We start from the raw sequence: 25,195 nt of genomic DNA, 5'->3' as shown, positions 1-25,195 counted from the left end.
AGGGGCATGGCCTTTTATAAGACTTTCCCTTCGCTGTGAGGCTGAGCATCGGCGCGCTGACGGTCGTGCGCCAGGGTTTGCTGGGCGGTTTGCGGGGCCAGGGTTTTCAGGGCCTCAAACTGGCTGATAAATACCTGCCCGCCAAAGTCGTCGAGAAAGCTGGAGCGGCGTAGTTGGTCCATCACCGGGCCTTTGACCTCGGACAGATGCAATTGCACCCCAGCCGTACGCAGACGCTCGACGATGGCTTCCAGCGAGTCCAGGGCGCTGGCGTCGATCAGGTTGACCCCCGAGCACATCAGCACCAGATGGCGGACCTGCGGTCGGCTGGCGATCAGCTCGCCAATGCGATCTTCCAGGTAGCGTGCATTCGGGAAGTACAGGCTCTCGTCGACCCGCAGCGACAGCACGCTGGGCGACTCGATCACGGCGAAGCGCTCGACATTGCGAAAGTGTTCGCTGCCCGGCACCTGGCCGACCACGGCCATATGCGGCTGGCTGGTGCGCCAGAGAAACAGCAGCAGCGACAGGCCGACGCCGAGCAGGATGCCGGCTTCCACGCCGATCAGCAGCACGCCGAGGATGGTCGCCAGCTGCGCCGCGCCGTCCTGCCGCGAATAGCGCCAGGTGCGGCGCAATGAACCGAGATCGACCAGGCTGAGCACCGCGACGATGATAGTGGCGGCCAGCACGGCTTGCGGCAGGTTGTGCAGCAAGGGGGTCAGCAGCATCACGCTCAACGCGATGCCGGCGGCGGTGAACACGCCGGCCATGGGCGTTTGCGCGCCGGCGTCATAGTTGACCACCGAGCGGGCAAAGCCGCCGGTGACCGGGAAGCCGCCGCTGAATGCCGCGCTGAGATTGGCGGCACCGAGACCGAGCAATTCGCTGTCGGGTTCGATGCGTTGGCGGCGTTTGGCGGCCAGGGTCTGGCCCACGGAAACCGATTCGACGAAGCCCACCAGGCTGATCAGCAGCGCCGCCGGCAGCAGTTGCAGGGCCAGGCTCAGATCCAGGGTGGGCAGGGTCAGGCCCGGCAAACCCTGGGGAATGGCCCCGACCACTTTGACTCCGACCTGATCCAGCTGCAGCAGTGATACCGCGACGATGGCGACCACAATCGCTAGTACTGGGCCGGCCTTGGCCAGGTTGCCCGCCATGGCCGCGGACAGCCCCAGGCGTTGCAGCAGGGTTTTCAGGCGCGCGCGTGCCCACCACAGCCAGGCCAGGCTCAGCAGGCCGATCAGCAGGGTTTGCCAATGGGTAGCCGGTAGCGCTTGCCAGAGCTGTGGAAGGATCTGCCGCAGGCTTTCGCCCGAGGCCGATACGCCCAGCAGGTGCTTGAGCTGACCAACGGCGATCAAAATGCCCGAGGCGCTGATAAAGCCGGAAACCACCGGGTGGCTGAGAAAATTGGCGAGAAAGCCCAGGCGCAACAGCGCCATAAGGGCGAGGATCAGGCCCGACAACAGGGCCAGCAGCATTGCCGCGCCGATATATTCGGCGCTGCCTGCGGGGAACAACGGGGCCAGCGCCGCTGCGGTCATCAGCGACACTACTGCCACCGGGCCGACCGCCAGGGTGCGGCTAGAGCCGAACAGGGCATAGGCCAGCAGCGGCAATATGCTCGCATATAGGCCGGTAACCGGCGGCAGGCCGGCGAGCATGGCGTAGGCGAGGCTCTGCGGTATCAGCATTAGCGTCACGATCAGCGCCGCCAGGCCGTCCTGGGCGGCGCTCGCGCGGTCGTAACGCCGCCCCCAGTCCAGGCACGGCAGCCAGCGGCTCAGTTTCATTTACCCGGTTCCTTGCCGAAGTCGCAGGCGGCCGAGGCCTCTACCGGTAGTGGCTCATGGGGCAGGCGCTTGGGCCCCGCCAGCCATTCATGGCCACGTAGCATCATGTCGAAGTAGATGCTGGGCATCGCCTTCACCTTCAGCTCCCAGGCCAGGCGGCGCGGTATGGCGGGGTCGAGGGGGAAGGTCGGCAGCAGCTTGCCGCCGTAGCCGAATTCGGCCAGCACCACCTTGCCGCGCTCCACCGTCAGCGGGCAGGAACCATAGCCGTCGTACAGCGCCCGCGGCCCTTTGCCAGCGAGTATGGCAAGAACGTTTTCCGCGACTACGGGGGCCTGTTTGCGCACTGCGGCGGCGGTCTTGGCGTTGGGCGCGGCGCACACATCACCGAGGCTGAAGATATTGCCAAAGCGCGGATGGCGCAGGGTTTCGTGGTCGGCTTCAACCCAGCCGTCAGCGTTGGCCAGCGGGCTTTGGCGGATAAACTCCGGCGCGCGCTGGGCGGGCACGGCATGCAGAAAATCGAAGGATTTTTCGATGGTCTGAGTGTTGCCCGTGGCATCGACCTGCTTGAACCAGGCCTTGCGCGTCGGGCCGTCGACCGCACTCAGCGTGGTGTTGAGGTTGAGCTGTACGCCATAGCGTTCGACGTACTTCATCAGCGGCGGCACAAAGGTCGGCACGCCGAACAGCACCGCCCCGGCCGAGCAGAACTCTACGTCGATATCCTCCAGCACACCTTCTGTGCGCCACCAGTCGCAGGACAGGTACATGGCTTTTTGCGGTGCGCCGGCGCATTTGATCGGCATCGGCGGCTGGGTAAACAGCGCGCGGCCTTGGCGCAGGTTCTGCACCAGTTGCCAGGTGTAGGGGGCCAGCTCGAACTGGTAGTTGGAGGTAACGCCGTTTTTACCCAGGGTTTCCTTGAGCCCTTCCACCGCGTCCCAGTGCAGGCTCAGACCCGGGCAGACGATCAGGGCGCGGTAACCCACCCGGCTGCCGTCTTCGAGCACCACCCGCTGTTGCTCGGCTTCAAAGCCGGATACGGCGGCGCGAATCCACTGCGCGCCAAGGGGGATGCACTGCGCCATCGGCCGTTCGGTGCGGGCGCGGTCGAAGATGCCGGCGCCCACCAGGGTCCAGCCCGGCTGGTAGTAGTGCTGTTCGCGCGGTTCGACCACGGCGATGCGCAGGTGCGGATCGCGGCGCAACAGGCTGGCGGTTACCGCACAACCGGCCGCGCCGCCGCCCACCACCAGTACGTCGTAGCGTTGGGTGGGTGTGGTAGCGGCGTGCGCTGTCGCGACGGGGGCGTTCTGCCAGCGCTGTTCCAGGCGCTGGGCCAGGCCGCGCAGGTCATAGCTGTTGGCCTTGGCGGTGGCGAGAAGGGTTAGCGGGTCCAGGTGATGGGCTTCGCTTAGTGCCCAGAGGCTGGTGGAGCGGGTGCCGGTGCGGCAGAACGCCAATACTGGGCCGCGCACCTGGGCGAGCAACTCGGTGAAGGCCGCTACATCCGCATCAGCGATCTGCCCCGAAATCACCGGCAGGTAGTGGTACGCCAGGCCGCTGGCTTGCGCTGCAGCCTGCATCTCGGCCGAGCTGGGCTGACCTTCGCCCTCGCCATCCGGCCGGTTGTTGATCACGCTGCGAAAACCTGCGGCGGCCAGGGTACCCATGTCTGCGGGCTGCAGTTGTGCAGCCACGGCGATAAACGGGGTCAGGCGCTTGAGCGAATCCATGGGCATCACCTCAGAGCAGGTCGAGGGGGATTTTCAGGTAGCGGGTGCCGTTGTCCTCGGCGGGCGGCAGTTGCCCGCCGCGCATGTTGACCTGAACCGACGGCAGGATCAGCGTCGGCATGCCCAGGGTGGCGTCACGGGTGCTGCGCATGGCGACGAAATCCGCCTCGCCGATGCCCTCATGCACGTGCACGTTGTGCTCGCGCTGCTCGGCGACCGTGGTTTCAAACAGATAGTTATCGCGGCCCGGTGCCTTGTAGTCATGGCACATAAACAGGCGCGTTGCATCCGGCAGGGCGAACAGCTTGCGGATCGACTGGAACAGCGTATGGGCATCGCCACCGGGGAAGTCGCAGCGTGCGGTGCCATAGTCGGGCATAAACAGGGTGTCGCCGACAAAGCCTGCATCGCCGAACAGGTAGGTCATGCACGCGGGGGTATGGCCGGGGGTGTGGATGGCCCGGGCCTCGATGGCACCGACCTGGAAGCTGTCGCCATCCTTGAACAGATGGTCGAACTGGCGGCCATCGGTGGCGAACTCGGTGCCGGCGTTGAACAGCTTGCCGAAGGTGTTCTGCACGATGGTGATGTTCTCGCCAATCGCCAGCTGCCCACCCAGCTCGCGCTTGAGGTAGGGCGCGGCCGAGAGGTGGTCGGCATGCACATGGGTTTCCAGCAGCCAGTCTACCTGCAGCTGGTTGGCCTTCACGTACTCGATCAGGCGGTCGGCGCTCTGGAATGAGGTTCGCCCGGAGGCGGGGTCGTAGTCCAGCACCGAGTCGATGATGGCGCAGCGTTTGCTGCTGGGGTCGGTGACCACATAGCTGTAGGTGTAAGTGGCAGGATCAAAGAACGCTTGGACTTGGGGTTGCATGACGGTGCTCCTCTCAGATACCCCTTGGGGTATTTATTTAAGGAAGAGCGTAACTATTTTTCAGTTCTATGCATAGATTAAAAAGGCATATGCCTGGGCGGTGTTGCGTCAGGCAGCCATATGCTTTTTCAACTAGCTGAAAATAAAGGCTTTATGGAGTGATTCGACATTGGTCGTAGGGTGATGGATGGCGGCGACTGCCACGGGTGCATGCTTTGAGCAATGAGCCCATGGCAGCGCGTCGCCGGGAGCTAGGGCCCCTTACTCGATGGCTTCGTAGGGCAGGCCGACGTAGTTCTCTGCAATGGTCTTGCGCCCGGCCTCGGAGCCGACGAAGTAGTCCAGTTCGGTCTGCTGCATGCGCTGGCTGAAGGCGTCGGTGTCGGGGAATTTGTGCAGCATCGAGGTCATCCACCAGGAGAAACGCTCGGCCTTCCAGATGCGCTTAAGGCACACCGTGGAGTAGTTTTCCAGCAGCTCATGGCGGCCTTCGCGGTAGACCTTGAGCAGGATGCGATACAGCGTGCTGACATCGCTGGCCGCCAGATTGAGGCCTTTGGCACCGGTGGGCGGAACGATATGCGCGGCGTCGCCGACCAGAAATAGATGGCCGTACTGCATGGGCTCGACCACATAGCTGCGCAGCGGCGCGATGCTTTTCTCAATCGACGGGCCGGTGATCAGGCGTGCGGCGGTCTCGCTCGGCAGGCGGCTTTTCAGTTCATCCCAGAAGCGCTGATCGGACCAGTCTTCGACCTTCTCCTCGCTGCCGACTTGCACGTAATAACGGGTGCGGGTTGGCGAGCGCATGCTGCACAGGGCGAAGCCCCGTTCGTGGTTGGCGTAGATCAGTTCCTCGTTGACCGGCGGGGTATCGGCCAGCACGCCGAGCCAGCCGAACGGGTAGACCCGCTCGAACTCCTTGAGCACGCCAGCGGGAATCGACTGCCGCGACACGCCGTGGAAACCATCGCAGCCGGCGATATGCTCGCAGTCCAGGCGTACGGTTTCGTTGTTATGGGTAAAGGTGACGTGGGGCTGCTCGCCCTTGAGCTCATGCAACTGGGCGTCGGTGACGTTGTACAGGGTGACGCCGCCGCTGGCCTGGCGTGCGGCCATCAGGTCGCGGGTGACTTCGGTCTGGCCGTAGATCATCACCGTCTTGCCGCCGGTGAGCGCGTGCAGGTCGATGCGTTCGCGGCGGCCGTCGAAGGCCAGTTCGAAGCCGTCATGCACCAGGCCTTCCTGATCCATGCGCTCGCTGACGCCGGCCTCGCGCAGCAGGTCGACCATGCCCTGTTCCAGCACGCCGGCACGGATGCGGCCGAGCACATAGTCGGGGCTCTGGCGTTCGATGATGATGTTGTCGATACCTGCCTTGAGCAGCAGCTGGCCGAGCAGCAGGCCGGACGGGCCGGCACCGATAATGGCGACTTGGGTCTTCATTGTTATTGTCCTTGGCGAGCGACAGCGGCACCTGCTGTCGAGAGGTCTTGGTTGGTTCCCCTGCATTTTTGGTGGATTGAATGCACCTTTGAAGGCACTATCCGATTATCTTTATGGACTTTTCGAGGGTGGCTGGCGATGCATAAAGCCTCTGCCGCGGCGGTGCCGGTGTTCAAGCTGTATGGCGAGACGGCGGCCTGGCCGACGCCGGACCTGCTCCATTGCGAGTCGATTCCCGAGCGCAGCCGCCTGCACGACTGGGAGATCAAGCCCCATCGGCATGGCGATCTGGTGCAGCTGCTGTATGTGCAGGGCGGCAGCGCCGAACTGGAAGTGGAGGGCGTGGTCAACCGCGTGCAGCAGCCCTCGCTGCAGGTGGTGCCGGCGCTTAGCGTGCATGGCTTTCGCTTTTCCCAGGACGTTCAGGGCCATGTATTGAGCCTGGCCCTGCCGCTGGTGGAGCAGCTCGGTACGGTGCTCGACAGCCCGCCGTTGGCGCGCGCCGCCTGCTACCCGGCCGGTGAGCAGCGGCGCTATCTGGATGCCTTGTTCGACTCCATTGCCGAGGAGTACAGCACCCAGCAGCCGGGGCGCGAGCTGATGCTGCAGTCGCTGATCAGCGCCTTGCTGGTGTGGGTCGGCCGCCGTTCCCAGGCCCTGGCGCATGCCGAGACCCAGGGCCAGGACCGTGGCCGCGAACACTTGCAGCGCTTTACCCGGCTGCTGGAAAGCCACTTTCGCGAACACCGGCCCATCGAACAGTACGCCACCGAGCTGGGCATTAGCGCCGCGCACCTGAATGCTCTGTGCCGACGCCTGGCCGGGCAGTCGGCGTTGCAGCTGATCAACCAGCGCCTGCTGCTGGAAGCCAAGCGCTGCCTGGTGTACACCGCCATGACCATCAATCAGGTATCGGACAGCCTGGGCTTTTCCGAGCCGGCGTATTTTTCCCGATTCTTCAAGCGCGGCAGCGGGCTGTCGCCCAAAGCCTTTCGCCTGCAGCGTTGAAGCCCTGCAGCGTTGAAGCAGAGAACCGTATGAACATCGACAACCGCATCAAGTTTCGCCACCTGCTGTGTTTTCTCGAAGTGGCGCGCCAGGGCAGCCTGGCGCGCGCCGCCGAGGTGTTGGCGATCAGCCAGCCGGCGGTGTCGAAGACCCTCAAGGAACTGGAGGAGGTCCTCGCCGCCAGCCTGTTCGACCGCAGCAAGCAGGGCGTTACACCGACCGCGGCCGGGCTGGCCTTTCTGCGTTACGCCGGGCCCAGCGTGCAGGCCCTGCGCGAGGGCGTGCGCAGCCTGCGTAGCGGCGAGCATGAGGCCGGGGTGGTGCGCCTCGGCGTGCTGTCGACGGTGGAAAGTTCGTTGCTGCCCGAGGTGGTGCGGCGCCTGCATAAGCAGCACGCGGCCCTGGTGGTCAGTGTGGTCACCGGGCCCAGCGCCCACTTGCTCGACCAGCTGCGGGTCGGCGCGTTGGACCTGGTGGTCGGGCGCATGACCGACAGCCCGCAGATCGAGGGGCTGACCTTCGAGCACCTGTACAGCGAATCGATGATCCTGGTGGTGCGTCCCGCTCACCCCTTGCTGCAGGCCGACCTGCGTGACCGTAGCCAGTTGGGCGATTATCCAGTGGTGCTGCCGCTGGCCGGCACCACCATTCGCCGTTATGCCGACAGCCTCTATGTGCAGTGCGGCATCGTGATGCCGCAACAGCGTTTGGAAACCCTTTCGGTAGCTCTGAGCCGGCGCTACGTGCAGTCCAGCGATGCGGTGTGGATTGCGCCGCAGGATGCCGTGCGTCAGGACCTGGCGCGCGGCGAGCTGCTGGAACTGGATATCGGCCTGCGTGAACCGGGCGGCTCTGTAGGTATTTGCAGCAACCCCACGGCGGCGCTGTCGCTGGCGGCGCAGTGGTGCTGCGAGGCCTTGCGTGAGGCCGCGGCGGACTACCGCGATGGACTTGATCCATAACCATTTGGTTATGGATGGCGGCGATCTTTTCAATTTTCAGCCTTGTTGCGCTGCTGGAGACTGTGGCTCTGCCTGAGCCTGCAGGCCGCTGCAGCCATTCCAACAAGAGGAGATCGATATGTCCGACGCGCAGCACAGCCGCTTCGCCATTCGCGACCGCAACTGGCACCCCAAGCCGTTCACCCCCGACTACAAGACCTCCATTGCCCGTTCGCCGCGCCAGGCGCTGGTGAGCATCCCGCAGTCGATCTCGGAAACCAGCGGGCCGGATTTTTCCCACCTGAAAATGGGCCAGTACGACAACGACCTGCTGCTCAACTTCAATAACGGCGGCTTGCCGGTGGGCGAGCGCATCCTGGTCAGCGGCCGGGTTATGGATCAGTACGGCAAGCCGATCCCGCATACCCTGGTGGAGATGTGGCAGGCCAACGCTGGTGGCCGCTATCGGCACAAGAACGACCGCTACCTGGCCCCGCTTGACCCCAACTTCGGCGGCGTCGGCCGTGCCCTGACCGACAGCGAAGGGCGCTACAGCTTCCGCACCGTCAAGCCCGGCCCGTACCCCTGGCGCAACGGCCCGAACGACTGGCGTCCGGCGCATATCCATTTCTCCATCAGCGGCCCGTCGATTGCCACCCGGCTGATTACCCAGCTGTATTTCGAAGGCGACCCGCTGATCCCCATGTGCCCGATCGTCAAATCGATCGCCAACCCGGATGCGGTACAGAGCCTGATTGCCAGGCTCGACATGAGCGCGGCCAATCCCATGGATTGTCTGGCCTATCGCTTCGATATCGTGCTGCGCGGGCAGCGTCAGACTCACTTCGAAAATCACTAAGGAGCGTTCTATGCCTATCGAACTGCTGCCGGAAACCCCTTCGCAAACTGCCGGCCCCTATGTACATATCGGCCTGGCCCTGGCCGCTGCCGGCAACCCGAGTCGCGACCAGGAAGTCTGGAATCAGATGGCCAAGCCTGGCGCGCCGGGCGAGCACATCACCCTGGTCGGCCAGGTCTACGACGGCAACGGCCATCTGGTGCGCGACTCCTTTCTGGAGCTGTGGCAGGCCGACCATGAGGGCTGCTACGACAGCGCCTTCGACCTGGAAAAACCCTTCAACGGCTTCGCCCGCACCGCCACCACCTTCGATGCCGGCAGCGAGTGGAGCGTGCAAACGATCAAGCCGGGAGTGGTGCTCAATGCCGCCGGGGTCGCCATGGCACCCCACGTCAACGTCAGCCTGTTTGCCCGGGGGATCAATATCCACCTGCAGACCCGCCTGTATTTCGACGACGAGGCAGAGGCCAACGCCCAGGATCCGGTGCTTAACCTGATCGAGCAGCCGCAGCGCCGTGAAACCCTGATCGCCAAACGTTGCGAGCTGGACGGTAAAACCGCCTATCGTTTCGATATCCGTATTCAGGGCGACGGCGAGACGGTGTTCTTCGATTTCTAAAAAACGTAGGCAGGCACCTGTGAGGAAAAAGCGCTCTTGAGCAACCAACTGTTCGACCGTTACTTCATCAGCGCCGCCATGGGGGCGGTGTTTTCCGACACTGGGCGGGTGCAGGGCATGCTCGATTTCGAGGCCGCTCTGGCCCGTGCCGAAGCCCGTGTTGGCCTGATTCCGCTCAGCGCGGTGGCTCCCATCGAGGCGGCCTGCCGCGCCGAGCGTTATGACTTTTCCGAGCTGGCCGAGGCCATTGCCCTGGCCGGTAATTCGGCGATTCCGCTGGTCAAGGCGCTGGGCCGGCAGATCGCCGCGGTTGATCCGCAGGCCGAGCGTTATGTCCATCTCGGGGCCACCAGCCAGGACGCGATGGACACCGGCCTGGTGCTGCAGCTGCGTCAGGCCTGCGCGCTGCTCGACGCCGATCTGGCGCAACTGGCCGAGGCCCTGGCGCTGCAGGCCGAGCGTTATGCCGACTGCGTGCTACCCGGGCGCACCTGGCTGCAGCACGCCACCCCGGTAACCCTGGGCATGAAGCTGGCCGGCAGCCTGGGTGCCATCAGCCGCCACCGCCAGCGCCTGGCCGAACTCAAGCCGCGTCTGCTGGTGCTGCAGTTCGGCGGCGCGGCCGGCACCCTGGCGGCGTTGGGCGAACAAGGTTGGGCGGTGTCCGAGGCGCTGGCCGAGGAGCTGAAACTGGCCTTGCCCGATCAGCCCTGGCACACCCAGCGCGACCGTTTAGTGGAATTCGCCAGCTTGCTCGGTCTGATCGCCGGCAGCCTGGGCAAACTGGGGCGCGATCTGAGCCTGCTGATGCAGACCGATGTGGCGGAAGTCTTCGAGCCGTCGGCGGCGGGCAAGGGCGGTTCCTCGACCATGCCGCACAAACGCAACCCGGTCGGCGCGGCGGTGCTGATTGCGGCCGCCACCCGCGCACCGGGGCTGGTCGCGACGCTGTTCGCCGCCATGCCCCAGGAGCACGAGCGCAGCCTGGGCCTGTGGCATGCCGAGTGGCAGACTCTGCCGGAGCTGTGTGGCCTGGTTTCCGGTGCGCTGCAACAGGCGTTGCTCGCCGTGCCGGGGCTGGAGGTGGACGCTGCGCGGATGCGCAGCAACCTTGAGCTGACTCGCGGCCTGCTGCTGGCTGAGGCGGTCAGTATCGCCCTGGCCCAGCGTATCGGCCGCGATAAGGCCCATCACCTGATCGAGCAGTGTTGCCGCCAGGTTATCGCCGAGCAGCGCCATCTGCGCGAGGTGCTGGGCGAGCATGCCGAGGTCTGCGCCCAGCTGAGCGCCGCCGAACTGGATCGCCTGCTCGACCCCGGCCATTACCTGGGTCAGGCGCAGCGCTGGGTGGCACGCGCCCTGGCCGAGCACCGAGCGTTGAATAATTAGAGGCCGCGTATCCCGCCAGGAGTGGATAGCCCGTTAACCGTGATTACTATGGTGCGCACAGCGCACCCTACCCGGGCCGCGATTCGCCCGGTCGCACCACCTCTTACCCGGAGCTGGAAATGGACGAGAAACAACGTTACGAAGCCGGCATGCAGGTACGCCGCGCGGTATTGGGCGATGCCCATGTCGACCGCAGCCTGCAGCACATCACGCCGTTCAATGAAGAGTTCCAGGACATGATCACCCGCCACGCCTGGGGTGATATCTGGACCCGCCCCGGCCTGCCGCGGCACACCCGCAGCCTGATCACCATCGCCATGCTGATCGGCATGAACCGTGAGGGCGAACTGCGCTTGCACCTGCGCGCGGCGAAGAACAATGGCGTAACCCGCGACGAGATCAAGGAGGTGCTGATGCACAGCGCCATCTACTGCGGCATTCCGGCCGCCAACGCCAGCTTTCACCTGGCCGAAGAGGTCTGGAGCGAGCTGGGTGTGGAGTCGTTGCAAGACTGATCGCCACCGCTTCCCCTCGAACCGCCGGCAGCCTTTGCGCTGTTTCGGCGGTTTTTTTGTTTTGGCCGTTCGGCCTTCTGCCCAGTAGCTGTCGTCATAAGACCAGGGGCATCGTAGGGCGGACATGCCGCAGGCTTGTCCGCCATCCGGGTGCCAGCGGTGGACAAAGCTTCGCTATGTCCACCCTACAAATCCAAGATTCGTAGCCCAGATAGCCTTGGCGCAATCCGGGGCAGCGTTCGATCGCCAGCAAGCTGGCTCCTACGAGAGCTGGGAGCAAGGCGTCTTTCCGCCCCAATCTGCGGTACGACAATAAGGTTATGTTTATTAATGTAATTTCCTTTCTGCTTACGCGCGCCTCCCTCTGTCCCTTGATTTGTCAGCTGCTAAGCCATGGCTGTGGCGATATTTCTTCTTTCGCGCAGGATGAAATTCGCAAATATAGTTAATTGACATAACTATATTTGCGAGGTAATTTTGTCTCCAGGCGCTAACAGCCAAAACAAGAGGTGAGAGATGAGCAGTTACGAAAACCGTTGGAAAACCGTCAAGGTCGAAATCGAAGAAGGCATCGGTTGGGTCATTCTCAATCGCCCGGAAAAACGCAACGCCATGAGCCCGACCCTGAACCGCGAAATGGTCGAGGTGCTGGAGACCCTGGAGCAGGATGCAGATGTCGGCGTGCTGGTGCTGACCGGTGCCGGCGAAGCCTGGACCGCGGGCATGGACCTGAAGGAATACTTCCGTGAAATCGACGCCGGCCCGGAGATTCTTCAGGAGAAGATCCGCCGCGAGGCCTCGCAATGGCAGTGGAAACTGCTGCGCATGTACACCAAGCCGACCATCGCCATGGTCAACGGCTGGTGCTTCGGTGGTGGCTTCAGCCCGCTGGTGGCTTGCGATCTGGCGATCTGCGCCGACGAAGCGACCTTTGGTCTGTCGGAAATCAACTGGGGCATCCCACCGGGCAACCTGGTGAGCAAGGCCATGGCCGATACCGTAGGTCATCGCCAGTCGCTGTATTACATCATGACCGGCAAGACCTTCGGCGGCCCGAAAGCCGCGGAAATGGGTCTGGTCAACGAGAGCGTGCCGCTGGCGCAGCTGCGCGAAACCACCATCGAGCTGGCGCGTAACCTGCTGGAGAAAAACCCGGTGGTCATGCGTGCGGCGAAGATCGGCTTCAAGCGCTGCCGCGAACTGACCTGGGAGCAGAACGAGGATTACCTGTACGCCAAGCTCGACCAGTCGCGTCTGCTCGATACCGAAGGCGGCCGCGAACAGGGCATGAAGCAGTTCCTCGACGAGAAGAGCATCAAGCCGGGCCTGCAGGCTTACAAGCGCTAACGCTCGCCTACTGCGACTGCTGCTGATGTTGCGCTCGATGTTTACCCAAGCGTCGAGCGCGTTTCCAGAATAAGCACAATAAGAGGAATTCCCCATGTTCGAGGTGCCTTTGCTGATTGGCGGTCAGTCGCGCGCGGCGGCTGATGGCCGCGTGTTCGAGCGTCGCAACCCGGTGACCGCTGCAGTGGTGTCGCGGGTTGCCGCCGCTACCCTGGAAGATGCCGATGCCGCCGTGGCTGCTGCGCAGGCAGCATTTCCCGCCTGGGCCGCTTTGGCACCCAACGAGCGCCGCGCGCGCCTGCTCAAGGCGGCCGAGATGCTCGAAGACCGTGCGCCGGAATTCCTCGCGGTGGCCGGTGAGACCGGGGCGATGGCCAACTGGTACGGCTTTAACGTGCACCTGGCCGCAAGCATGCTGCGCGAGGCGGCGGCGATGACCACGCAGATTTATGGCGAGGTGATCCCCTCCGATGTGCCCGGCAGCTTTGCCATGGCTCTGCGTCAGCCCTGCGGCGTGGTGCTCGGCATCGCGCCGTGGAACGCGCCGGTGATACTCGGCACCCGGGCACTGGCGATGCCGCTGGCCTGTGGCAATACCGTGGTGCTCAAGGCATCCGAACTGAGCCCTGCGGTGCATCGCTTGATCGGCCAGGTGCTGCAGGACGCCGGCCTTGGCGATGGCGTGGTCAACGTGATCACTAACGCGCCGGAAGACGCGCCGGCCATCGTCGCCCGGCTGATCGCCAACCCGGCGGTACGGCGGGTCAACTTCACCGGTTCCACCCATGTCGGGCGAATTATCGGCGAGCTGTCGGCGCGGCACCTGAAACCGGCGCTGCTGGAGTTGGGCGGCAAGGCCCCCTTGCTGGTGCTGGACGACGCCGACCTGGATGCGGCAGTGGAGGCCGCGGCCTTCGGTGCCTACTTCAACCAGGGGCAGATCTGTATGTCCACCGAGCGGCTGGTGGTCGATGCCAAGGTGGCCGATGCCTTTGTCGACAAGCTGGCGAGCAAGGCCGCCAGTCTGCATGCCGGCGATCCGGGTGACAGCCTGTCGGTGCTCGGCTCGCTGATCGACGCCTCGGCCGGGCAGCGGATCAAGGCGCTGGTCGACGATGCCCTGGCCAAGGGCGCGCGCCTGGTAACCGGTGGTCAGCTGGACGGCAGCATCATGCAGGCGACCCTGCTCGATGGCGTCACCCGGGATATGCGCCTGTACCACGAAGAATCCTTCGGCCCTGTGGCGGTGGTGCTGCGCGGCGAGGGCGATGAGGAGCTGCTGCGCCTGGCCAACGACTCGGAATTCGGTCTGTCGGCGGCGATCTTCAGCCGCGATGTGTCGCGCGCCTTGCTGCTGGCGCAGCGGGTCGAATCGGGCATCTGCCATATCAACGGTCCGACCGTACACGACGAGGCGCAGATGCCCTTCGGCGGGGTCAAGGCCAGCGGTTACGGCAGCTTTGGCAGCAAGGCCTCGATCGATTTCTTCACCCAGTTGCGCTGGGTGACCATTCAGAACGGGCCGCGTCACTACCCGATCTGAAAGGTTATGTCCCAATTACGTGTTGTATCGCCAGGCCCGGTTGACTCCCCTCACCCTAACCCTCTCCCCAGAGGGGCGAGGGGACTGATCAGCGTTGCGCAACACATCGTTGGTACATGGCAATTTGATGATTTTCCCAGGACCTGCTGCTCGTTGGTCAGAGGGCGTAGATTCGTAGCAGGCTCTGAGAGTCGGCGCAAAACAGCACTATAAGAACAATCGGCCCAGGCCCGGCCGCGCACCTATTGGGTGGCGCGGTCGGACGCCCAGGGCGCGCTTTGCGGAGGAGTTTCACAGGTGAACAACCCATCTAGCGGTCGCGTCGAGCCGATCTACCGGCCGGTATCGATCGGCATGCCGGCGGTGCAACTGCGCGAGGTCGGGCAGACGCTGTATATGCAGGCGCTTGAGCCGTTGCAGGCGTATCCGCAGCGCCTGCTCGAGCGCCTGCTGCGCTGGGCCGAGGAGCGTCCCGAGCAGACCTTTATCGCCCGCCGCGGCGCCGATGGCCAGTGGCAGCGCATCAGCTATGCCGAGATGCTTGGGCGGGTGCGCAGCATCGCCCAACGTTTGTTGGGCTTCGATCTTTCGGTCGAGCGACCGCTGCTGATTCTCTCCGGCAACGATCTGGAACACCTGCAACTGGCCTGCGCCGCCCTGTATCTCGGCGTGCCCTATTGCCCGGTGTCGCCGGCCTATTCATTGGTGGCCCAGGACTACACCAAGCTGCAGCACATCTGCATGCTGTTGCAGCCGGGCCTGGTGTTCGCCGCCGATGGCCAGGCCTTCGCCCGGGCGATCGAGGCGGTGGTGCCGGTCGACACGCCCTTGCTGCTGACCGCGGGCGCAGTGGCGGGGCGCGAGTGCCACTCGTTCGCCAGCCTGCTCGGCAACGCGGCTTGCGACAAGGCGGATGCGGCCTTCGCCGCGACCGGTCCCGACAACATTGCCAAGTTCCTCTTCACCAGCGGCTCGACCAAGCTGCCGAAGGCGGTGATCACCACCCAGCGCATGCTCTGCGCCAACCAGCAGATGCTCCTGCAGACCTTCCCGGTGTTCGGTGAGGCACCGCCGGTGCTGGTCGACTGGTTGCCGTGGAACCACACCTTCGGCGGCAGCCATAACGTCGGCATCGTGCTGTACAACGGCGGCACCCTGTATATCGACGACGGCAAGCCGACCCCGCAGCATTTCGCCGAGACCCTGGGCAACCTGCGTGAAATTTCGCCGACCGCCTACCTCACCGTGCCCAAGGGCTGGGAGGAGCTGGTCGCCGCCCTGGAGGTGGATGCCGAGCTGCGCGAGCGCTTCTTCGCCCGGATCAAGCTGTTCTTCTTCGCCGGTGCCGGGTTGTCGCAAGCGGTCTGGGATCGCCTCGATGCGGTGGCCGAGGCGCACTGCGGCGAACGTATCCGCATGATGGCGGGCATCGGCATGACCGAGACCGCGCCGTCCTGCACCTTTACCACTGGGCCCTTGTCCATGGCCGGTTACGTCGGCCTGCCGGCCCCGGGGTGCAAGGTCAAATTGGTGCCGGTGGACGGTAAGCTGGAGGGGCGCTTTAGCGGCCCCCATGTGATGCCGGGTTACTGGCGTTCGCCCGAACAGAGCGCCGCAGCCTTCGACGAGGAGGGCTTCTACTGCTCCGGCGATGCGCTGAAGCTGGCCGACCCCGAGCACCCTGAATGGGGCCTGATGTTCGATGGCCGTATCGCCGAGGACTTCAAGCTCAATACCGGGGTGTTTGTCAGCGTCGGCCCGCTGCGCACCCGGGTGATCATGGCCGGCGCGCCCTATATTCAGGATGTGGTGGTGACCGCGCCGAACCGCGAATGCATCGGTCTGCTGGTATTTCCGCAATTGCCGGCCTGTCGCGAGCTGGCCGGTTTGGCGCCCGACGCCACGGCCGAACAGGTATTGGCCGCGCCGCGGGTACGCGCCTGGTTGGGCGAGTTGCTCGAACGCCTCAACCAGCACGCCACCGGCAGCGCTTCGCGCCTGGCCTGGGCCTGCCTGATGAGCGAGCCGCCGTCGCTGGACAAGGGCGAGGTCACCGACAAGGGTTCGCTCAACCAGCGGGTGATTCTCAGCTGCCGCGCCGAGCGAATCGACGCCCTCTATCAGGGCGCAGATCCGCAACGTGTAACGGCGGAGCGCTGAACATGACCGATGGCCTCTATTCGGCGTTCGACGATGTGCTGATGCTTGAGGCCGTGCGCACACCTTGGTGCGATTACGGCGGCGCCCTGGGCCTGGTCTCGCCGACCGACCTGGGGATCAAGGTCGGCCGCGAAGTACTGCGCCGCGCCGAGATCGATCCGGCGGCGGTGGATTCGGTGCTGGCCGGTTGTGTGGCCCAGGCGAGTTTCGATGCCTACCTGTTGCCGCGCCATATCGGCCTGTACAGCGGCGTGCCGCAGACGGTGCCGGCCCTGGGTGTGCAGCGTATCTGCGGTACCGGTTTCGAGTTGCTGCGCCAGGCCGGCGAACAGATCGCCGCCGGTGGCAGCGAGCTGGCCTTGTGCGTCGCTGGCGAGTCGATGTCGCGCAACCCGATCGCCGCCTATACCCACCGCGGCGGTTTCCGTCTCGGTGCTGGAGTGGAGTTCAAGGATTTCCTCTGGGAAGCGCTGTTCGACCCGGCTGCGGGCGTCGACATGATCGGCACCGCGGAAAATCTGGCGCGGCGTTATGGCATCGCCCGCGAAGAGGCCGATGCCTACGCCTTGCGCAGTTTCGAGGCGGCCCTGGCGGCGCAGGGCGAGGGCGTGTTCGCCGACGAAATCGTCAGTGTGCAAAGCGAATCCTTCGCGCTGGACGGCTATCAGTCGCGCGGTATCGCCTTGCCGCGTGGCGTCGAATCGCTTGAGCAGGACAGCCATCCGCGGCCGACCAGCCTGGCTGCTTTATCACGCTTGCGCGCGATCCATGCCGGCGGCGTGCAAACCGCCGGCAACAGTTGCGCGGTGGTCGACGGCGCGGCGGCGGCCCTGGTTGCCTCTGCCAGTGCGGCGGCGGGGCGCAGGCCATTGGCGCGTTTGCTGGCGACTGCGGTGGTCGGTGTGGCGCCGGAATTGATGGGCATCGGCCCGGCCCCGGCGATCCGCATGTTGCTGGAGCGTAGTGGTCTGCGTTTGGACGATATCGCCCGCTTCGAGATCAACGAAGCCCAGGCCGCCCAAGTGCTGGCGGTGCAGCGTGAATTGCAGCTCGATCTGCAGCGCCTAAACCCTCAGGGCGGTTCCATCGCCCTCGGCCACCCGCTGGCCGCCACCGGCTTGCGCCTGACCCTGAGCCTGGCCCGGCAACTGCGCGCGGCCAACCAACGCTACGGCATCGCCGCCGCCTGCATCGGCGGCGGTCAGGGTATGGCGGTTTTGATCGAAAATCCGGCGTTCGCGCGGGGTTAACAGAGCTGCCGCAGCCCGATGTTTATTTGCAATACCCGAGAACTCGTAGGGCGGACATGCCGAAGGCTTGTCCGCCATTCGGGCAACGGTGGACAAAGCTGCGCTATGTCCACCCTACGACCAGGCACTTAGTCCGTGGCGGTACTGTCCTGCCGATAGACCTTGTGCAGCAACTGCAGCAACTGCTGACGTTCCGCGTCGCTGAGCGCGGCGGTGGCTTCGCGGTCGCTGGCGGCGGCGATTTCCTTGAGTCGCTTAAGCAGGGTTTCCCCGGCCTTGCTAAGGAAGATGCCGTAGGAGCGTTTGTCCGGCTTGCAGCGCACGCGCACGGCGAGGCCGAGTTTTTCCAGTTTGTTTAGCAGGGTCACCACCTGCGGTGGCTCGATGGCGAGGATGCTGGCCAGGTCGGTCTGCATCAGGCCGGGGCTGGCTTCGATGATCAGCAGGGCGGAGAACTGTGCGGGGCGCAGGTCGAAGGGGTTGAGTTGCTCGACCAGATTCTGCGCGACCTTTAGCTGGGCGCGGCGCAGGGCGTAGCCGATCAACTGGCTGAGCAGGGTGTCGCTCGGCTCCGTGGCTGGGCTGTTCACTTCTGGGGTGGGGGGGCTTTTCTTGGCCATTGGCTGGAACCGGGTGCTCGCTATGGGTTGCCGAAATGGGCTACTGGTTAATAAACATAATCAGTTTCGCACCAATAGCCAGGTTTTGGCCAGTTGCTTAAACCGCTGGCTGCGTTTCGGGGCAAACCCTTGGCGGGCTTGGTGTTGCCTGGAAGTATTCATTGGCCCGTTGGTTATGGGTTGTTAAGCCTTTAGTCAGAAATTTAAAAATAAGGAAACCTAGTAGTTTCCTTTGTTGTGTTTTTTGCCATACTCCAGCCATCGAGTCGGCAGAGGTGCCGGCTGGTCCAGCACTTAGTGCTGGCTAATAACAATTTAACCAGCAGGAAAATTACCCCATGAGCATTCTCGGTCACCAGGCTGCGGCGGTCAGCGCCGAACAACTCGCAGCGGCCCTCGCCGCCATGAAACAGGCCCATCTGGCCGAGGGCCCGGCCAGCCTGGAGCTGCGCCGCGACCGCCTCGACCGGGCCATCGCCCTGTTGCTGGAAAACCGTGAAGAGATAGTTGCGGCGGTGTCCGCGGACTTCGGCAACCGCAGCCGCGAGCAGACCCTGCTGTCCGATATCGCCGGCTCGGTGGCCAGCCTCAAGCATTGCCGCGAGCACCTGGCCGAGTGGATGCAGGCTGAATCCCATCCGGCACCGTTCCCCGGCTGCGAAGCGCGGGTCGACTATCAGCCGCTGGGCGTGGTCGGGGTGATCAGCCCGTGGAACTTTCCCATTGTCCTGGCCTTCGGCCCGCTGGCGAGCATCCTCGCCGCCGGCAACCGCGCCATGCTCAAGCCATCCGAGCTGACCCCGTGCACCTCGGCGCTGCTTGCCGAGCTGATCGCCCGTTACTTCGATGCCAACGAACTGAGCACCGTGCTGGGCAGCGCCGAGACCGGTGCGCTGTTCAGTGCGCAGCCCTTCGATCACCTGATCTTTACCGGCGGCACCGCGGTAGGGCGGCATATCATGCGCGCCGCCGCGGACAACCTGGTACCGGTAACCCTGGAGCTGGGCGGCAAGTCGCCGGTGCTGGTCTCGCGTAGCGCTGATCTCGCCACCGTGGTGCAGCGGGTGATGACGGTGAAGACCTTCAACGCTGGGCAGATCTGCCTGGCGCCGGACTATCTGCTGTTGCCGGAGGAGTTGCTGAACGATTTCGTCGCCGAGGCAGTGCGTTTCGTTAGCGAGATGTATCCAGCCCTGCGCAGCAACCCCGATTACACCTCGATCATCAACCCGCGTCACTTCGACCGCCTGCGCAGCTACCTTGCCGATGCCCACGCCAAGGGGGCGTACCTGGTCGAGATCAACCCGGCACAGGAGGACCTGAGCGACCGCGAGACCCGCAAGATCGCCCCGACCCTGGTGCTCGATACCAACGAGCAGATGCAGGTGCTGCGCGAGGAAATCTTCGGCCCGCTGTTGCCGATCAAGACCTACCGCGACTTCAGCGCGGCCATCGACTACGTCAACCAGCAGCCGCGGCCTCTGGCGGCTTATTACTTCGGCGAGGATGCCGGCGAGCGTCAGCAGGTGCTGGAGCGCACCACTTCGGGCGCAGTGGTAATCAATGACTGCATGAGCCATGTGCTGTTCGAGGAGCTGCCGTTCGGCGGCGTCGGCCACTCGGGCATGGGTGCCTACCATGGCGTCTATGGTTTCCGCACCTTCAGCCACGCCAAGGCGGTGGTGGTACAGAGCCCGATTGGCGAATCCAACCTGGCGATGCGCGCGCCTTACGGCGAGATGATTCACGGTCTGCTGGATCAGCTGTTGACCGCTAATTAATTGAGCCTTTAAGGAGTCCAATTATGTCGTTGCTAAAAAACCTTAAGGCCAAGCTGCTGCGCGCCTTTGCCAAGCGCATGAAAGGTAAATTCGTCTACGACGCGGCGCGGTATCCGTTGCGCACGGTCGCCGAGGAATTTATTCCGAGCGCCTGGGGGCCGGCGCGGGCGCTGTTCTACTGGCCCGGTTCGCAAACCCTGGAAAAGTTGCCGGTATACGTGAATTTCCATGGTGGAGGCTTTGTCGCCGGGGTGCCCGAGCACGACGACAGCTATTGCCGCCGCCTGGCGCATAACCTCGGTTGTCTGGTGGTCAATGTCGACTACGTGTTAGCGCCTGAGCATCCTTTTCCCGCCGGCTTGCGGCAATCCTTCGCAGTACTCGAATGGCTGGCCGAACAGGCCGCAACGTTGGGCATCGATCCGCAGCGCATTGCCGTCGGCGGGCATAGCGCCGGGGGTAATTTGGCCACCGGCGTGGCCAACCTGGCGCGCGAGCATCAGCGCCTGCGGGTGGTGCATCAGTTGATCGACTATGCGGTGCTGAATCTGGCCCAGGATCCCGCGCTGAAAGTCTCTAGTCTCGACAAACCCCTACTCGGTGCCGGTCTGGTGCGCTTTTTCAATAGCTGCTACTTGAGCGACCCGGCCCAGGCCCGTGATCCACTGGCTTCGCCGCTGCTGGCGACGGTCGATGAGCTGCGCGGCATGCCGCCGGCCACCCTGATTACCGCCGAGTACGACATCCTGCGGCTTGAAGGTGAAGCCTACGCTGAGAAGCTGCGCCAGGCCGGGGTGGTGGTGACCGAGCAGATGTTCGCCGGCTGCGACCATATGTTTACCCACCTGGGGCCGGACGACTCGGCAGAGCAGGCTTGGCAGTTGATGGAGGATTCGTTGCGTGGGGCGTTTCGGGTTGGGGCAGTGGCCGAGGTGAGCGGTGGCGGCGCGCTGGCCTAACGTCCAAATGCGGAAATAACCCCACACTTGTAGGAGCCAGCTTGCTGGCGATCAATCTACAGACTCCACGGTTTCTAGGGCGTTGGGGTCTCGGATCGCCAGCAAGGACTGGGCGTCCCTCTGGTTCCTATCTGGTGGTGCTGACGCGGCGACACAGGCGTTTACCTGCATGCCGCTGTAAGCTAGGCGGCTCTCCAGCAAGCTCGCCGCCAAAATCCAACACCATGTCGATCAGCAGAAACCCTTATGTCTGAAATCACCCTTCAGTCCCCCAGGCGCGGCCGGCCACCGCTGCGCAGTCGCGACGAGCAGATGAGCCTGTTGCTGGACGCCGCGGCGGCCGAGATCGGCAGCGGCAATTTCGCCAACGTCACCATGGACGCCATCGCGCGTTCGGCGGGTATTTCGAAAAAGACTCTCTATCAACTGGTCGCCAGCAAGGAAGAGCTGATGTCGCAGCTGGTGGCTCGCGACCTGTCCACCCTTGAGCTGCTGCTGGAAAGTGGCATCGACTGCGCCGAAGGTCTGCTTAGCGAACTGCGCATGTACCTGTATCTGTGGGCGCGCCTGACCCTCTCGCCGTTGGCCCTGGGCATCTATTTGATGGCCGCGCAGGGCCGCGAGAATGCGCCGGGTATCGCGCGGATCTGGTACCAGGAAGGTGCCGAGCGTTGCCTCAATTTGCTCCGCGGCTGGCTGGGTAAGGCCGCGAACAAAGGCCTGTTGGCGCGCGAGGATGTCGAACCGGCGGTCGAGCTGATCGACGCGCTGCTGATCTCGCAGCCGCTCAAACTGTTCACCCTGGGGGTGCAGCAGAGCTGGTCCGACGAGCAGATCGGCGAGCGGGTCGAGGTGGCCTTGGGCATGTTTGGCAGGTGTTTTATGTCGCGCGGCCCCCTGCCTTGATCACTTCCTGGCTGCGCTATGATGGCGCGCATTGGAGACTGGCTGGGGACAGTTATGAGTAAGCCGGGTCAGCGTGTTCTGATCGCACTGCGCAAGATGATCGCCTCCGGGGAATTGGCGGCGGGCGAGCGCATTGCCGAGATTCCCACCGCCGAATTGCTCGAGGTGTCGCGCACGCCGGTGCGCATTGCCTTTCGCACCCTGGAGCAGGAGGGCCTGCTGGTCAAATGCGCCGGGCGTGGCTACACGGTGCGCGCGGTCAGCCCGGCCGATATCGCTGGTGCGGTGGAGGTGCGTGGGGTGCTCGAAGGCCTGGCCGCACGTCAAGCAGCGGAGCGCGGCATCGATGCTGAAGTGCGCGAGGCCCTGCTCGAATGCCTGGAGCAGGGCGACCGGCTGTTCCACAAAGGTCATGTTGTGGAAGAGGATCTGGAGCGCTACCACGACCTCAATATGCGCTTCCATCAGCTGATCATCGCCGCCAGCGGCAACCCGGCCATCGCCGAGGCCCTGGCGCGCAACGACCACCTGCCGTTCGCCTCGGTCAGCTCGCTGGCGGTCGATCTGCACGATATGGCCCGCGAATACCGCCGCTTCAATTTCGCCCATATGCAACACCACGCGGTGTACGACGCCCTGGTCAACGGCCAGGGCTCGAGGGCCGAAGCGATTATGCGCGAACACGCCAATGCGACCCTGCGCTACGCGGAAATCTTCGGCCCGACCCAGGTCGCCAGTGAAGGGGTGAAGGTGATTCAGAAGGGCGTGGCAGAAGAGCGGTCGTAGTAGCGGGGGCGACGCCAAGTCCCATGCCCGCGAAACGGGCAAGGCAAGAGCATCGCGGGCATGGCCCGCTCCTACAGTTTGTGGCCCTCCGGCGAGGTAGGGTGGATGACGCCTTTTTCATCCACCAATCGCGGTTGGTGGATGGGTGAAGCGTCAGCTACGCGTCCCGATCCACCCTACAAATCCAACACTAACAACGGACTTTTCGCCCGCGAACAACAAGGGGTGAATTGGTCGTTCTGCGCCTGCTCGGCTTCGGTAAGGAAGAGGTCGCGGTGTTCTGGTTCGCCGGCCAGTACGCGGGTCAGGCAGGTGCCGCAGATACCTTGCTCGCAGGACAGCGGGATCAGGATGCCGGAGGCTTCGAGCGCTTCGGCGACGCTTTTGTCGGCGGGGATCTGAATGATCTGGCCGCTGCTGTTGAGCTGTACGGCGAAGCTGCCGTCGTTATCGTGATTGATGGGTGCGGCGGCGAAATACTCGCGGTGTGCGCGTTTATCGTCCCAGTCCTGGGCCTTGGCTGTGCTCAGCACATGCTCCATAAAACCGCCCGGGCCGCAGACGTAGAGGTGCGTGTCGGCATCGGGATTGGCGAGCAGGGCGGCGGCATCCAGGCGCTGCGTGGCCGGGCCGTCGTCGAAATGCAGGTGCACGCGCTCGGCGAAGGGCGCGGCCTGCAGGCGCTCGACGAAGGCCGCCCGCTCGATCGAGCGGGCGCAGTAGTGCAGCTGGAAATCGGCACCGAGCTGATGCAGACGTTCGGCCATGCAGAGGATCGGGGTGATGCCGATGCCGCCGGCGAACAGCAGGCTGCGCTGGGCATTTTCACTTAGCGCAAAGAGGTTGCGCGGTTCGCTGATCAGCAGCTTTTGGCCCACCTGCATCTGCTCGTGCATGGCCTTGGAGCCGCCGCGGGAGGCGGGGTCCTTGAGTACGCCGATCAGGTAACTCTGGTTTTCCCAGGGCGGGTTGCACAGCGAGTATTGGCGGATCAGGCTGCCGGGCAGGTGCACATCGATATGGGCACCAGCGTCGAAAGCCGGCAGCGGCGCGCCGTCGACGCGGGCCAGTTCGAAGCTGCAGATATCCTGGGCCTGGTTGTTACGTGCGACTACAGATACTTCGATCACGGGGCGCTCCTTGCACTGGAGCTGCTGGCGATCAGCTCGGGCGTCGCAGCTGGCGCGCGTTCCTGAGCGATCAGGCGTTCGAGGACGCGTCGCGACTGCACGCCGCCGGCATCGATATTTAGCTTGAGCAGCTGGCGCTCTGGATGGGCCAGCAGATTGGCCTGCTGCTGTTCGAGCATCTCCAGGTCTTCGCTGAAAATCTTGCCCTGGCCTTCGCGGATGCTCGCGGTGAGTTCCTGATCCTCGGGCTTGAAGCTGCGCGCCATGCCCCAGAAGTACCAGATAGAGGTCTCGGTTTCCGGGGTGATGAAATCGACCACAATGCTCGCCGCCTTGTCGCTCGGGGCTGCGTCATAACCGCCCTTGCCTGCGTGGGCCACACCGACCTCGATCAGCACATGGCTTGGCGGGGTAAAGCGGCAGATCTGCCAGCGGTCCACCGGCACATCGTCGGCCAGGCCGTTGCCGCGCAGGGCCATGCGCCAGAACGGCGGGGCCATGATGTTCTGTATATGCCGGCTGGTGACCACGTTGTCGCCTTCGACCGTGGTCACCGGGGCGACCTCGTCGATTTCCTTCTGACCGATGCTGGAGGCGTGCACATAGGTCTCGTGGGTCAGATCCATCAGGTTGTCGATCATCAGACGGTAATCGCAGTTGATATGGAACAGGCCGCCGCCATAGGCCCAGTCCGGGCTGTCGGCCCATTCCAGATGATGGATCAGCGCCGGGTCGGCCTGCGCGGCATCGCCCGGCCAGACCCAGATAAAGCCGTAGCGCTCCTCAACCGGGTAACTGCGAATGCACGGAAAGCCGCGCACGCGCTGGCCCGGCATGTGCTGGGTTTTGCCGTCGGAACCCATGGCCAGGCCGTGGTAGCCGCAGATCAATTGGCCGTCCTCAACGAAACCCAGGGACAGCGGCGCGCCACGGTGCGGGCAGAAATCCTCGACCGCCGCGACCTTGCCTTGCGGCCCGCGATAGAAGGCGATTTTCTCTCCGCAGATCTGCCGGCCAAGGGGTTTGTCGGCGATCTCGTCCGGGGTGCAGGCTACATACCAGGTGTTTTTCGGGAACATGGAGGCTCTCCTGAGTGGGCCTTGTTTGTTTTTATTGGATCCAATTGTTCGCACTGGCGTAGCTGAGTGTCAAAGTAAAAATAGGCGTTAGGCGTGATTTTTGGCCGATTATCGAACGTTTAAGCAGGTTTTATGGATCTTGCAGGGATGAACGACGTGAAGGGCGGATACTTAACGCTTGGTTATGTCTTTTATGGATCCAGTTTCAGCGGTAGACCGAGCCTTTCCCAGGCGTGTCTGGGGGTGACGCTGGTGCGCACGGCGCACCCTACGGGGGTGGTGGGCTGGAGAGGAAGTGATTGAGCATTTTGGTGCTGCTGGATGGGTGCGATCAGGGGCTGCCTTATGGTTCCAGCGCGGCCGCGCGACCTCCCGTAGGGGGGCGCTGCGCACACCGGGTGATCGCGGCCATGGTGCGTGCGGCGTACCCCACAAGGGCGATTTGCTA

Annotated in this window: 21 protein-coding genes; 14 read left to right on the top strand and 7 right to left on the bottom strand. The window is 64.0% G+C overall.

The window, feature by feature from the left end; genetic code table 11:
* Positions 1-14: 14 nt before the first annotated feature.
* The 4 genes from VMP31_RS00695 to pobA all read right to left on the bottom strand — a co-directional run bounded on the left by VMP31_RS00695 (position 15) and on the right by pobA (position 5,855).
* A complete protein-coding gene (locus tag VMP31_RS00695) occupies positions 15-1,796 on the bottom strand; it encodes a SulP family inorganic anion transporter (protein ID WP_325503045.1) in 1,782 nt (593 codons plus the stop codon).
* A complete protein-coding gene (locus VMP31_RS00690; protein ID WP_325503043.1) occupies positions 1,793-3,535 on the bottom strand; it encodes a TIGR01244 family sulfur transferase in 1,743 nt (580 codons plus the stop codon). Before VMP31_RS00690 ends, VMP31_RS00695 begins: the two co-directional genes overlap by 4 nt.
* A 10-nt stretch (positions 3,536-3,545) precedes the next feature.
* Positions 3,546-4,409: an MBL fold metallo-hydrolase gene (locus VMP31_RS00685; protein WP_325503041.1), complete on the bottom strand. Its 864-nt coding sequence runs from the start codon at positions 4,407-4,409 to the stop codon at positions 3,546-3,548.
* A 261-nt stretch (positions 4,410-4,670) separates the two neighbouring features.
* The gene (pobA, locus tag VMP31_RS00680; protein WP_325503039.1) at positions 4,671-5,855 is read right to left on the bottom strand and encodes a 4-hydroxybenzoate 3-monooxygenase; all 1,185 of its coding nucleotides are present in this window, start codon (positions 5,853-5,855) and stop codon (positions 4,671-4,673) included.
* Positions 5,856-5,993: 138 nt separating this feature from the next.
* Here pobA and VMP31_RS00675 point away from each other — a divergent pair, with 138 nt between their 5' ends.
* The 10 genes from VMP31_RS00675 to VMP31_RS00630 all read left to right on the top strand — a co-directional run bounded on the left by VMP31_RS00675 (position 5,994) and on the right by VMP31_RS00630 (position 17,486).
* Positions 5,994-6,863 (top strand): helix-turn-helix domain-containing protein, encoded by an 870-nt coding sequence (locus VMP31_RS00675; RefSeq protein ID WP_325503037.1) that lies wholly within the window; start codon positions 5,994-5,996, stop codon positions 6,861-6,863.
* Positions 6,864-6,892: 29 nt separating this feature from the next.
* On the top strand, positions 6,893-7,825 hold the full coding sequence (pcaQ, locus tag VMP31_RS00670) for a pca operon transcription factor PcaQ (protein ID WP_325503035.1): 933 nt from the start codon (positions 6,893-6,895) through the stop codon (positions 7,823-7,825).
* Positions 7,826-7,943: 118 nt separating this feature from the next.
* A complete protein-coding gene (gene pcaH / locus VMP31_RS00665) occupies positions 7,944-8,663 on the top strand; it encodes a protocatechuate 3,4-dioxygenase subunit beta (protein WP_325503033.1) in 720 nt (239 codons plus the stop codon).
* A gap of 10 nt (positions 8,664-8,673) precedes the next feature.
* Positions 8,674-9,282, top strand: coding sequence for a protocatechuate 3,4-dioxygenase subunit alpha (pcaG, locus tag VMP31_RS00660; RefSeq protein ID WP_325503031.1), 609 nt, complete (start codon positions 8,674-8,676; stop codon positions 9,280-9,282).
* Positions 9,283-9,318: 36 nt separating this feature from the next.
* A complete protein-coding gene (locus tag VMP31_RS00655) occupies positions 9,319-10,671 on the top strand; it encodes a 3-carboxy-cis,cis-muconate cycloisomerase (protein ID WP_325503029.1) in 1,353 nt (450 codons plus the stop codon).
* 119 nt (positions 10,672-10,790) lie between these two features.
* The gene (gene pcaC, locus VMP31_RS00650; protein WP_325503027.1) at positions 10,791-11,186 is read left to right on the top strand and encodes a 4-carboxymuconolactone decarboxylase; all 396 of its coding nucleotides are present in this window, start codon (positions 10,791-10,793) and stop codon (positions 11,184-11,186) included.
* A gap of 516 nt (positions 11,187-11,702) precedes the next feature.
* A complete protein-coding gene (locus VMP31_RS00645) occupies positions 11,703-12,533 on the top strand; it encodes a p-hydroxycinnamoyl CoA hydratase/lyase (protein WP_325503025.1) in 831 nt (276 codons plus the stop codon).
* A 94-nt stretch (positions 12,534-12,627) separates the two neighbouring features.
* Positions 12,628-14,076 (top strand): aldehyde dehydrogenase, encoded by a 1,449-nt coding sequence (locus tag VMP31_RS00640; RefSeq protein ID WP_325503023.1) that lies wholly within the window; start codon positions 12,628-12,630, stop codon positions 14,074-14,076.
* Positions 14,077-14,430: 354 nt separating this feature from the next.
* Entirely contained in the window at positions 14,431-16,236 is a 1,806-nt protein-coding gene (locus tag VMP31_RS00635; RefSeq protein ID WP_325503076.1) for a feruloyl-CoA synthase, read from the top strand.
* Between the two features lie 2 nt (positions 16,237-16,238).
* Entirely contained in the window at positions 16,239-17,486 is a 1,248-nt protein-coding gene (locus VMP31_RS00630; protein WP_325503021.1) for a thiolase family protein, read from the top strand.
* 128 nt (positions 17,487-17,614) lie between these two features.
* Here VMP31_RS00630 and VMP31_RS00625 read toward each other — a convergent pair whose 3' ends face one another.
* Entirely contained in the window at positions 17,615-18,106 is a 492-nt protein-coding gene (locus VMP31_RS00625) for a MarR family winged helix-turn-helix transcriptional regulator (protein ID WP_325503019.1), read from the bottom strand.
* A 338-nt stretch (positions 18,107-18,444) separates the two neighbouring features.
* On the opposite strand from VMP31_RS00625, the gene VMP31_RS00620 reads away from it, so the two are divergent.
* The 4 genes from VMP31_RS00620 to VMP31_RS00605 all read left to right on the top strand — a co-directional run bounded on the left by VMP31_RS00620 (position 18,445) and on the right by VMP31_RS00605 (position 22,538).
* The gene (locus tag VMP31_RS00620; RefSeq protein ID WP_325503017.1) at positions 18,445-19,887 is read left to right on the top strand and encodes a coniferyl aldehyde dehydrogenase; all 1,443 of its coding nucleotides are present in this window, start codon (positions 18,445-18,447) and stop codon (positions 19,885-19,887) included.
* Between the two features lie 23 nt (positions 19,888-19,910).
* The gene (locus tag VMP31_RS00615; protein ID WP_325503015.1) at positions 19,911-20,846 is read left to right on the top strand and encodes an alpha/beta hydrolase; all 936 of its coding nucleotides are present in this window, start codon (positions 19,911-19,913) and stop codon (positions 20,844-20,846) included.
* Positions 20,847-21,092: 246 nt separating this feature from the next.
* Positions 21,093-21,752, top strand: coding sequence for a TetR/AcrR family transcriptional regulator (locus VMP31_RS00610; RefSeq protein WP_325503013.1), 660 nt, complete (start codon positions 21,093-21,095; stop codon positions 21,750-21,752).
* Between the two features lie 54 nt (positions 21,753-21,806).
* Positions 21,807-22,538 carry a GntR family transcriptional regulator gene (locus VMP31_RS00605; protein ID WP_325503011.1) on the top strand — a complete coding sequence of 244 codons (732 nt, stop codon included), beginning with the start codon at positions 21,807-21,809 and terminating at the stop codon, positions 22,536-22,538.
* Between the two features lie 176 nt (positions 22,539-22,714).
* Here VMP31_RS00605 and VMP31_RS00600 read toward each other — a convergent pair whose 3' ends face one another.
* On the bottom strand, positions 22,715-23,668 hold the full coding sequence (locus tag VMP31_RS00600; RefSeq protein WP_325503009.1) for a PDR/VanB family oxidoreductase: 954 nt from the start codon (positions 23,666-23,668) through the stop codon (positions 22,715-22,717).
* A complete protein-coding gene (locus VMP31_RS00595; RefSeq protein WP_325503007.1) occupies positions 23,665-24,747 on the bottom strand; it encodes an aromatic ring-hydroxylating dioxygenase subunit alpha in 1,083 nt (360 codons plus the stop codon). The genes VMP31_RS00600 and VMP31_RS00595 overlap by 4 nt, the downstream gene beginning before the upstream one ends.
* Between the last annotated feature and the right edge of the window lie 448 nt (positions 24,748-25,195).

The sequence above is a fragment of the Pseudomonas sp. genome, assembly GCF_035512415.1.
Taxonomy (GTDB): domain Bacteria; phylum Pseudomonadota; class Gammaproteobacteria; order Pseudomonadales; family Pseudomonadaceae; genus Aquipseudomonas.
This window is presented reverse-complemented; position numbering and strand designations above follow the sequence as displayed.

Coding starts and splice junctions, on each gene's coding strand:
- VMP31_RS00640 (WP_325503023.1), top strand. CDS start 12,628: ATGTTCGAGGTGCCTTTGCTGATTGGCGGTCAGTCGCGCGCGGCGGCT.
- VMP31_RS00595 (WP_325503007.1), bottom strand. CDS start 24,747: ATGTTCCCGAAAAACACCTGGTATGTAGCCTGCACCCCGGACGAGATC.
- pcaC (WP_325503027.1), top strand. CDS start 10,791: ATGGACGAGAAACAACGTTACGAAGCCGGCATGCAGGTACGCCGCGCG.
- VMP31_RS00625 (WP_325503019.1), bottom strand. CDS start 18,106: ATGGCCAAGAAAAGCCCCCCCACCCCAGAAGTGAACAGCCCAGCCACG.
- pcaQ (WP_325503035.1), top strand. CDS start 6,893: ATGAACATCGACAACCGCATCAAGTTTCGCCACCTGCTGTGTTTTCTC.
- pobA (WP_325503039.1), bottom strand. CDS start 5,855: ATGAAGACCCAAGTCGCCATTATCGGTGCCGGCCCGTCCGGCCTGCTG.
- VMP31_RS00695 (WP_325503045.1), bottom strand. CDS start 1,796: ATGAAACTGAGCCGCTGGCTGCCGTGCCTGGACTGGGGGCGGCGTTAC.
- VMP31_RS00630 (WP_325503021.1), top strand. CDS start 16,239: ATGACCGATGGCCTCTATTCGGCGTTCGACGATGTGCTGATGCTTGAG.
- VMP31_RS00615 (WP_325503015.1), top strand. CDS start 19,911: ATGTCGTTGCTAAAAAACCTTAAGGCCAAGCTGCTGCGCGCCTTTGCC.
- VMP31_RS00690 (WP_325503043.1), bottom strand. CDS start 3,535: ATGGATTCGCTCAAGCGCCTGACCCCGTTTATCGCCGTGGCTGCACAA.
- VMP31_RS00645 (WP_325503025.1), top strand. CDS start 11,703: ATGAGCAGTTACGAAAACCGTTGGAAAACCGTCAAGGTCGAAATCGAA.
- VMP31_RS00635 (WP_325503076.1), top strand. CDS start 14,431: ATGCCGGCGGTGCAACTGCGCGAGGTCGGGCAGACGCTGTATATGCAG.
- VMP31_RS00610 (WP_325503013.1), top strand. CDS start 21,093: ATGTCTGAAATCACCCTTCAGTCCCCCAGGCGCGGCCGGCCACCGCTG.
- VMP31_RS00620 (WP_325503017.1), top strand. CDS start 18,445: ATGAGCATTCTCGGTCACCAGGCTGCGGCGGTCAGCGCCGAACAACTC.
- VMP31_RS00605 (WP_325503011.1), top strand. CDS start 21,807: ATGAGTAAGCCGGGTCAGCGTGTTCTGATCGCACTGCGCAAGATGATC.
- VMP31_RS00685 (WP_325503041.1), bottom strand. CDS start 4,409: ATGCAACCCCAAGTCCAAGCGTTCTTTGATCCTGCCACTTACACCTAC.
- pcaG (WP_325503031.1), top strand. CDS start 8,674: ATGCCTATCGAACTGCTGCCGGAAACCCCTTCGCAAACTGCCGGCCCC.
- VMP31_RS00675 (WP_325503037.1), top strand. CDS start 5,994: ATGCATAAAGCCTCTGCCGCGGCGGTGCCGGTGTTCAAGCTGTATGGC.
- pcaH (WP_325503033.1), top strand. CDS start 7,944: ATGTCCGACGCGCAGCACAGCCGCTTCGCCATTCGCGACCGCAACTGG.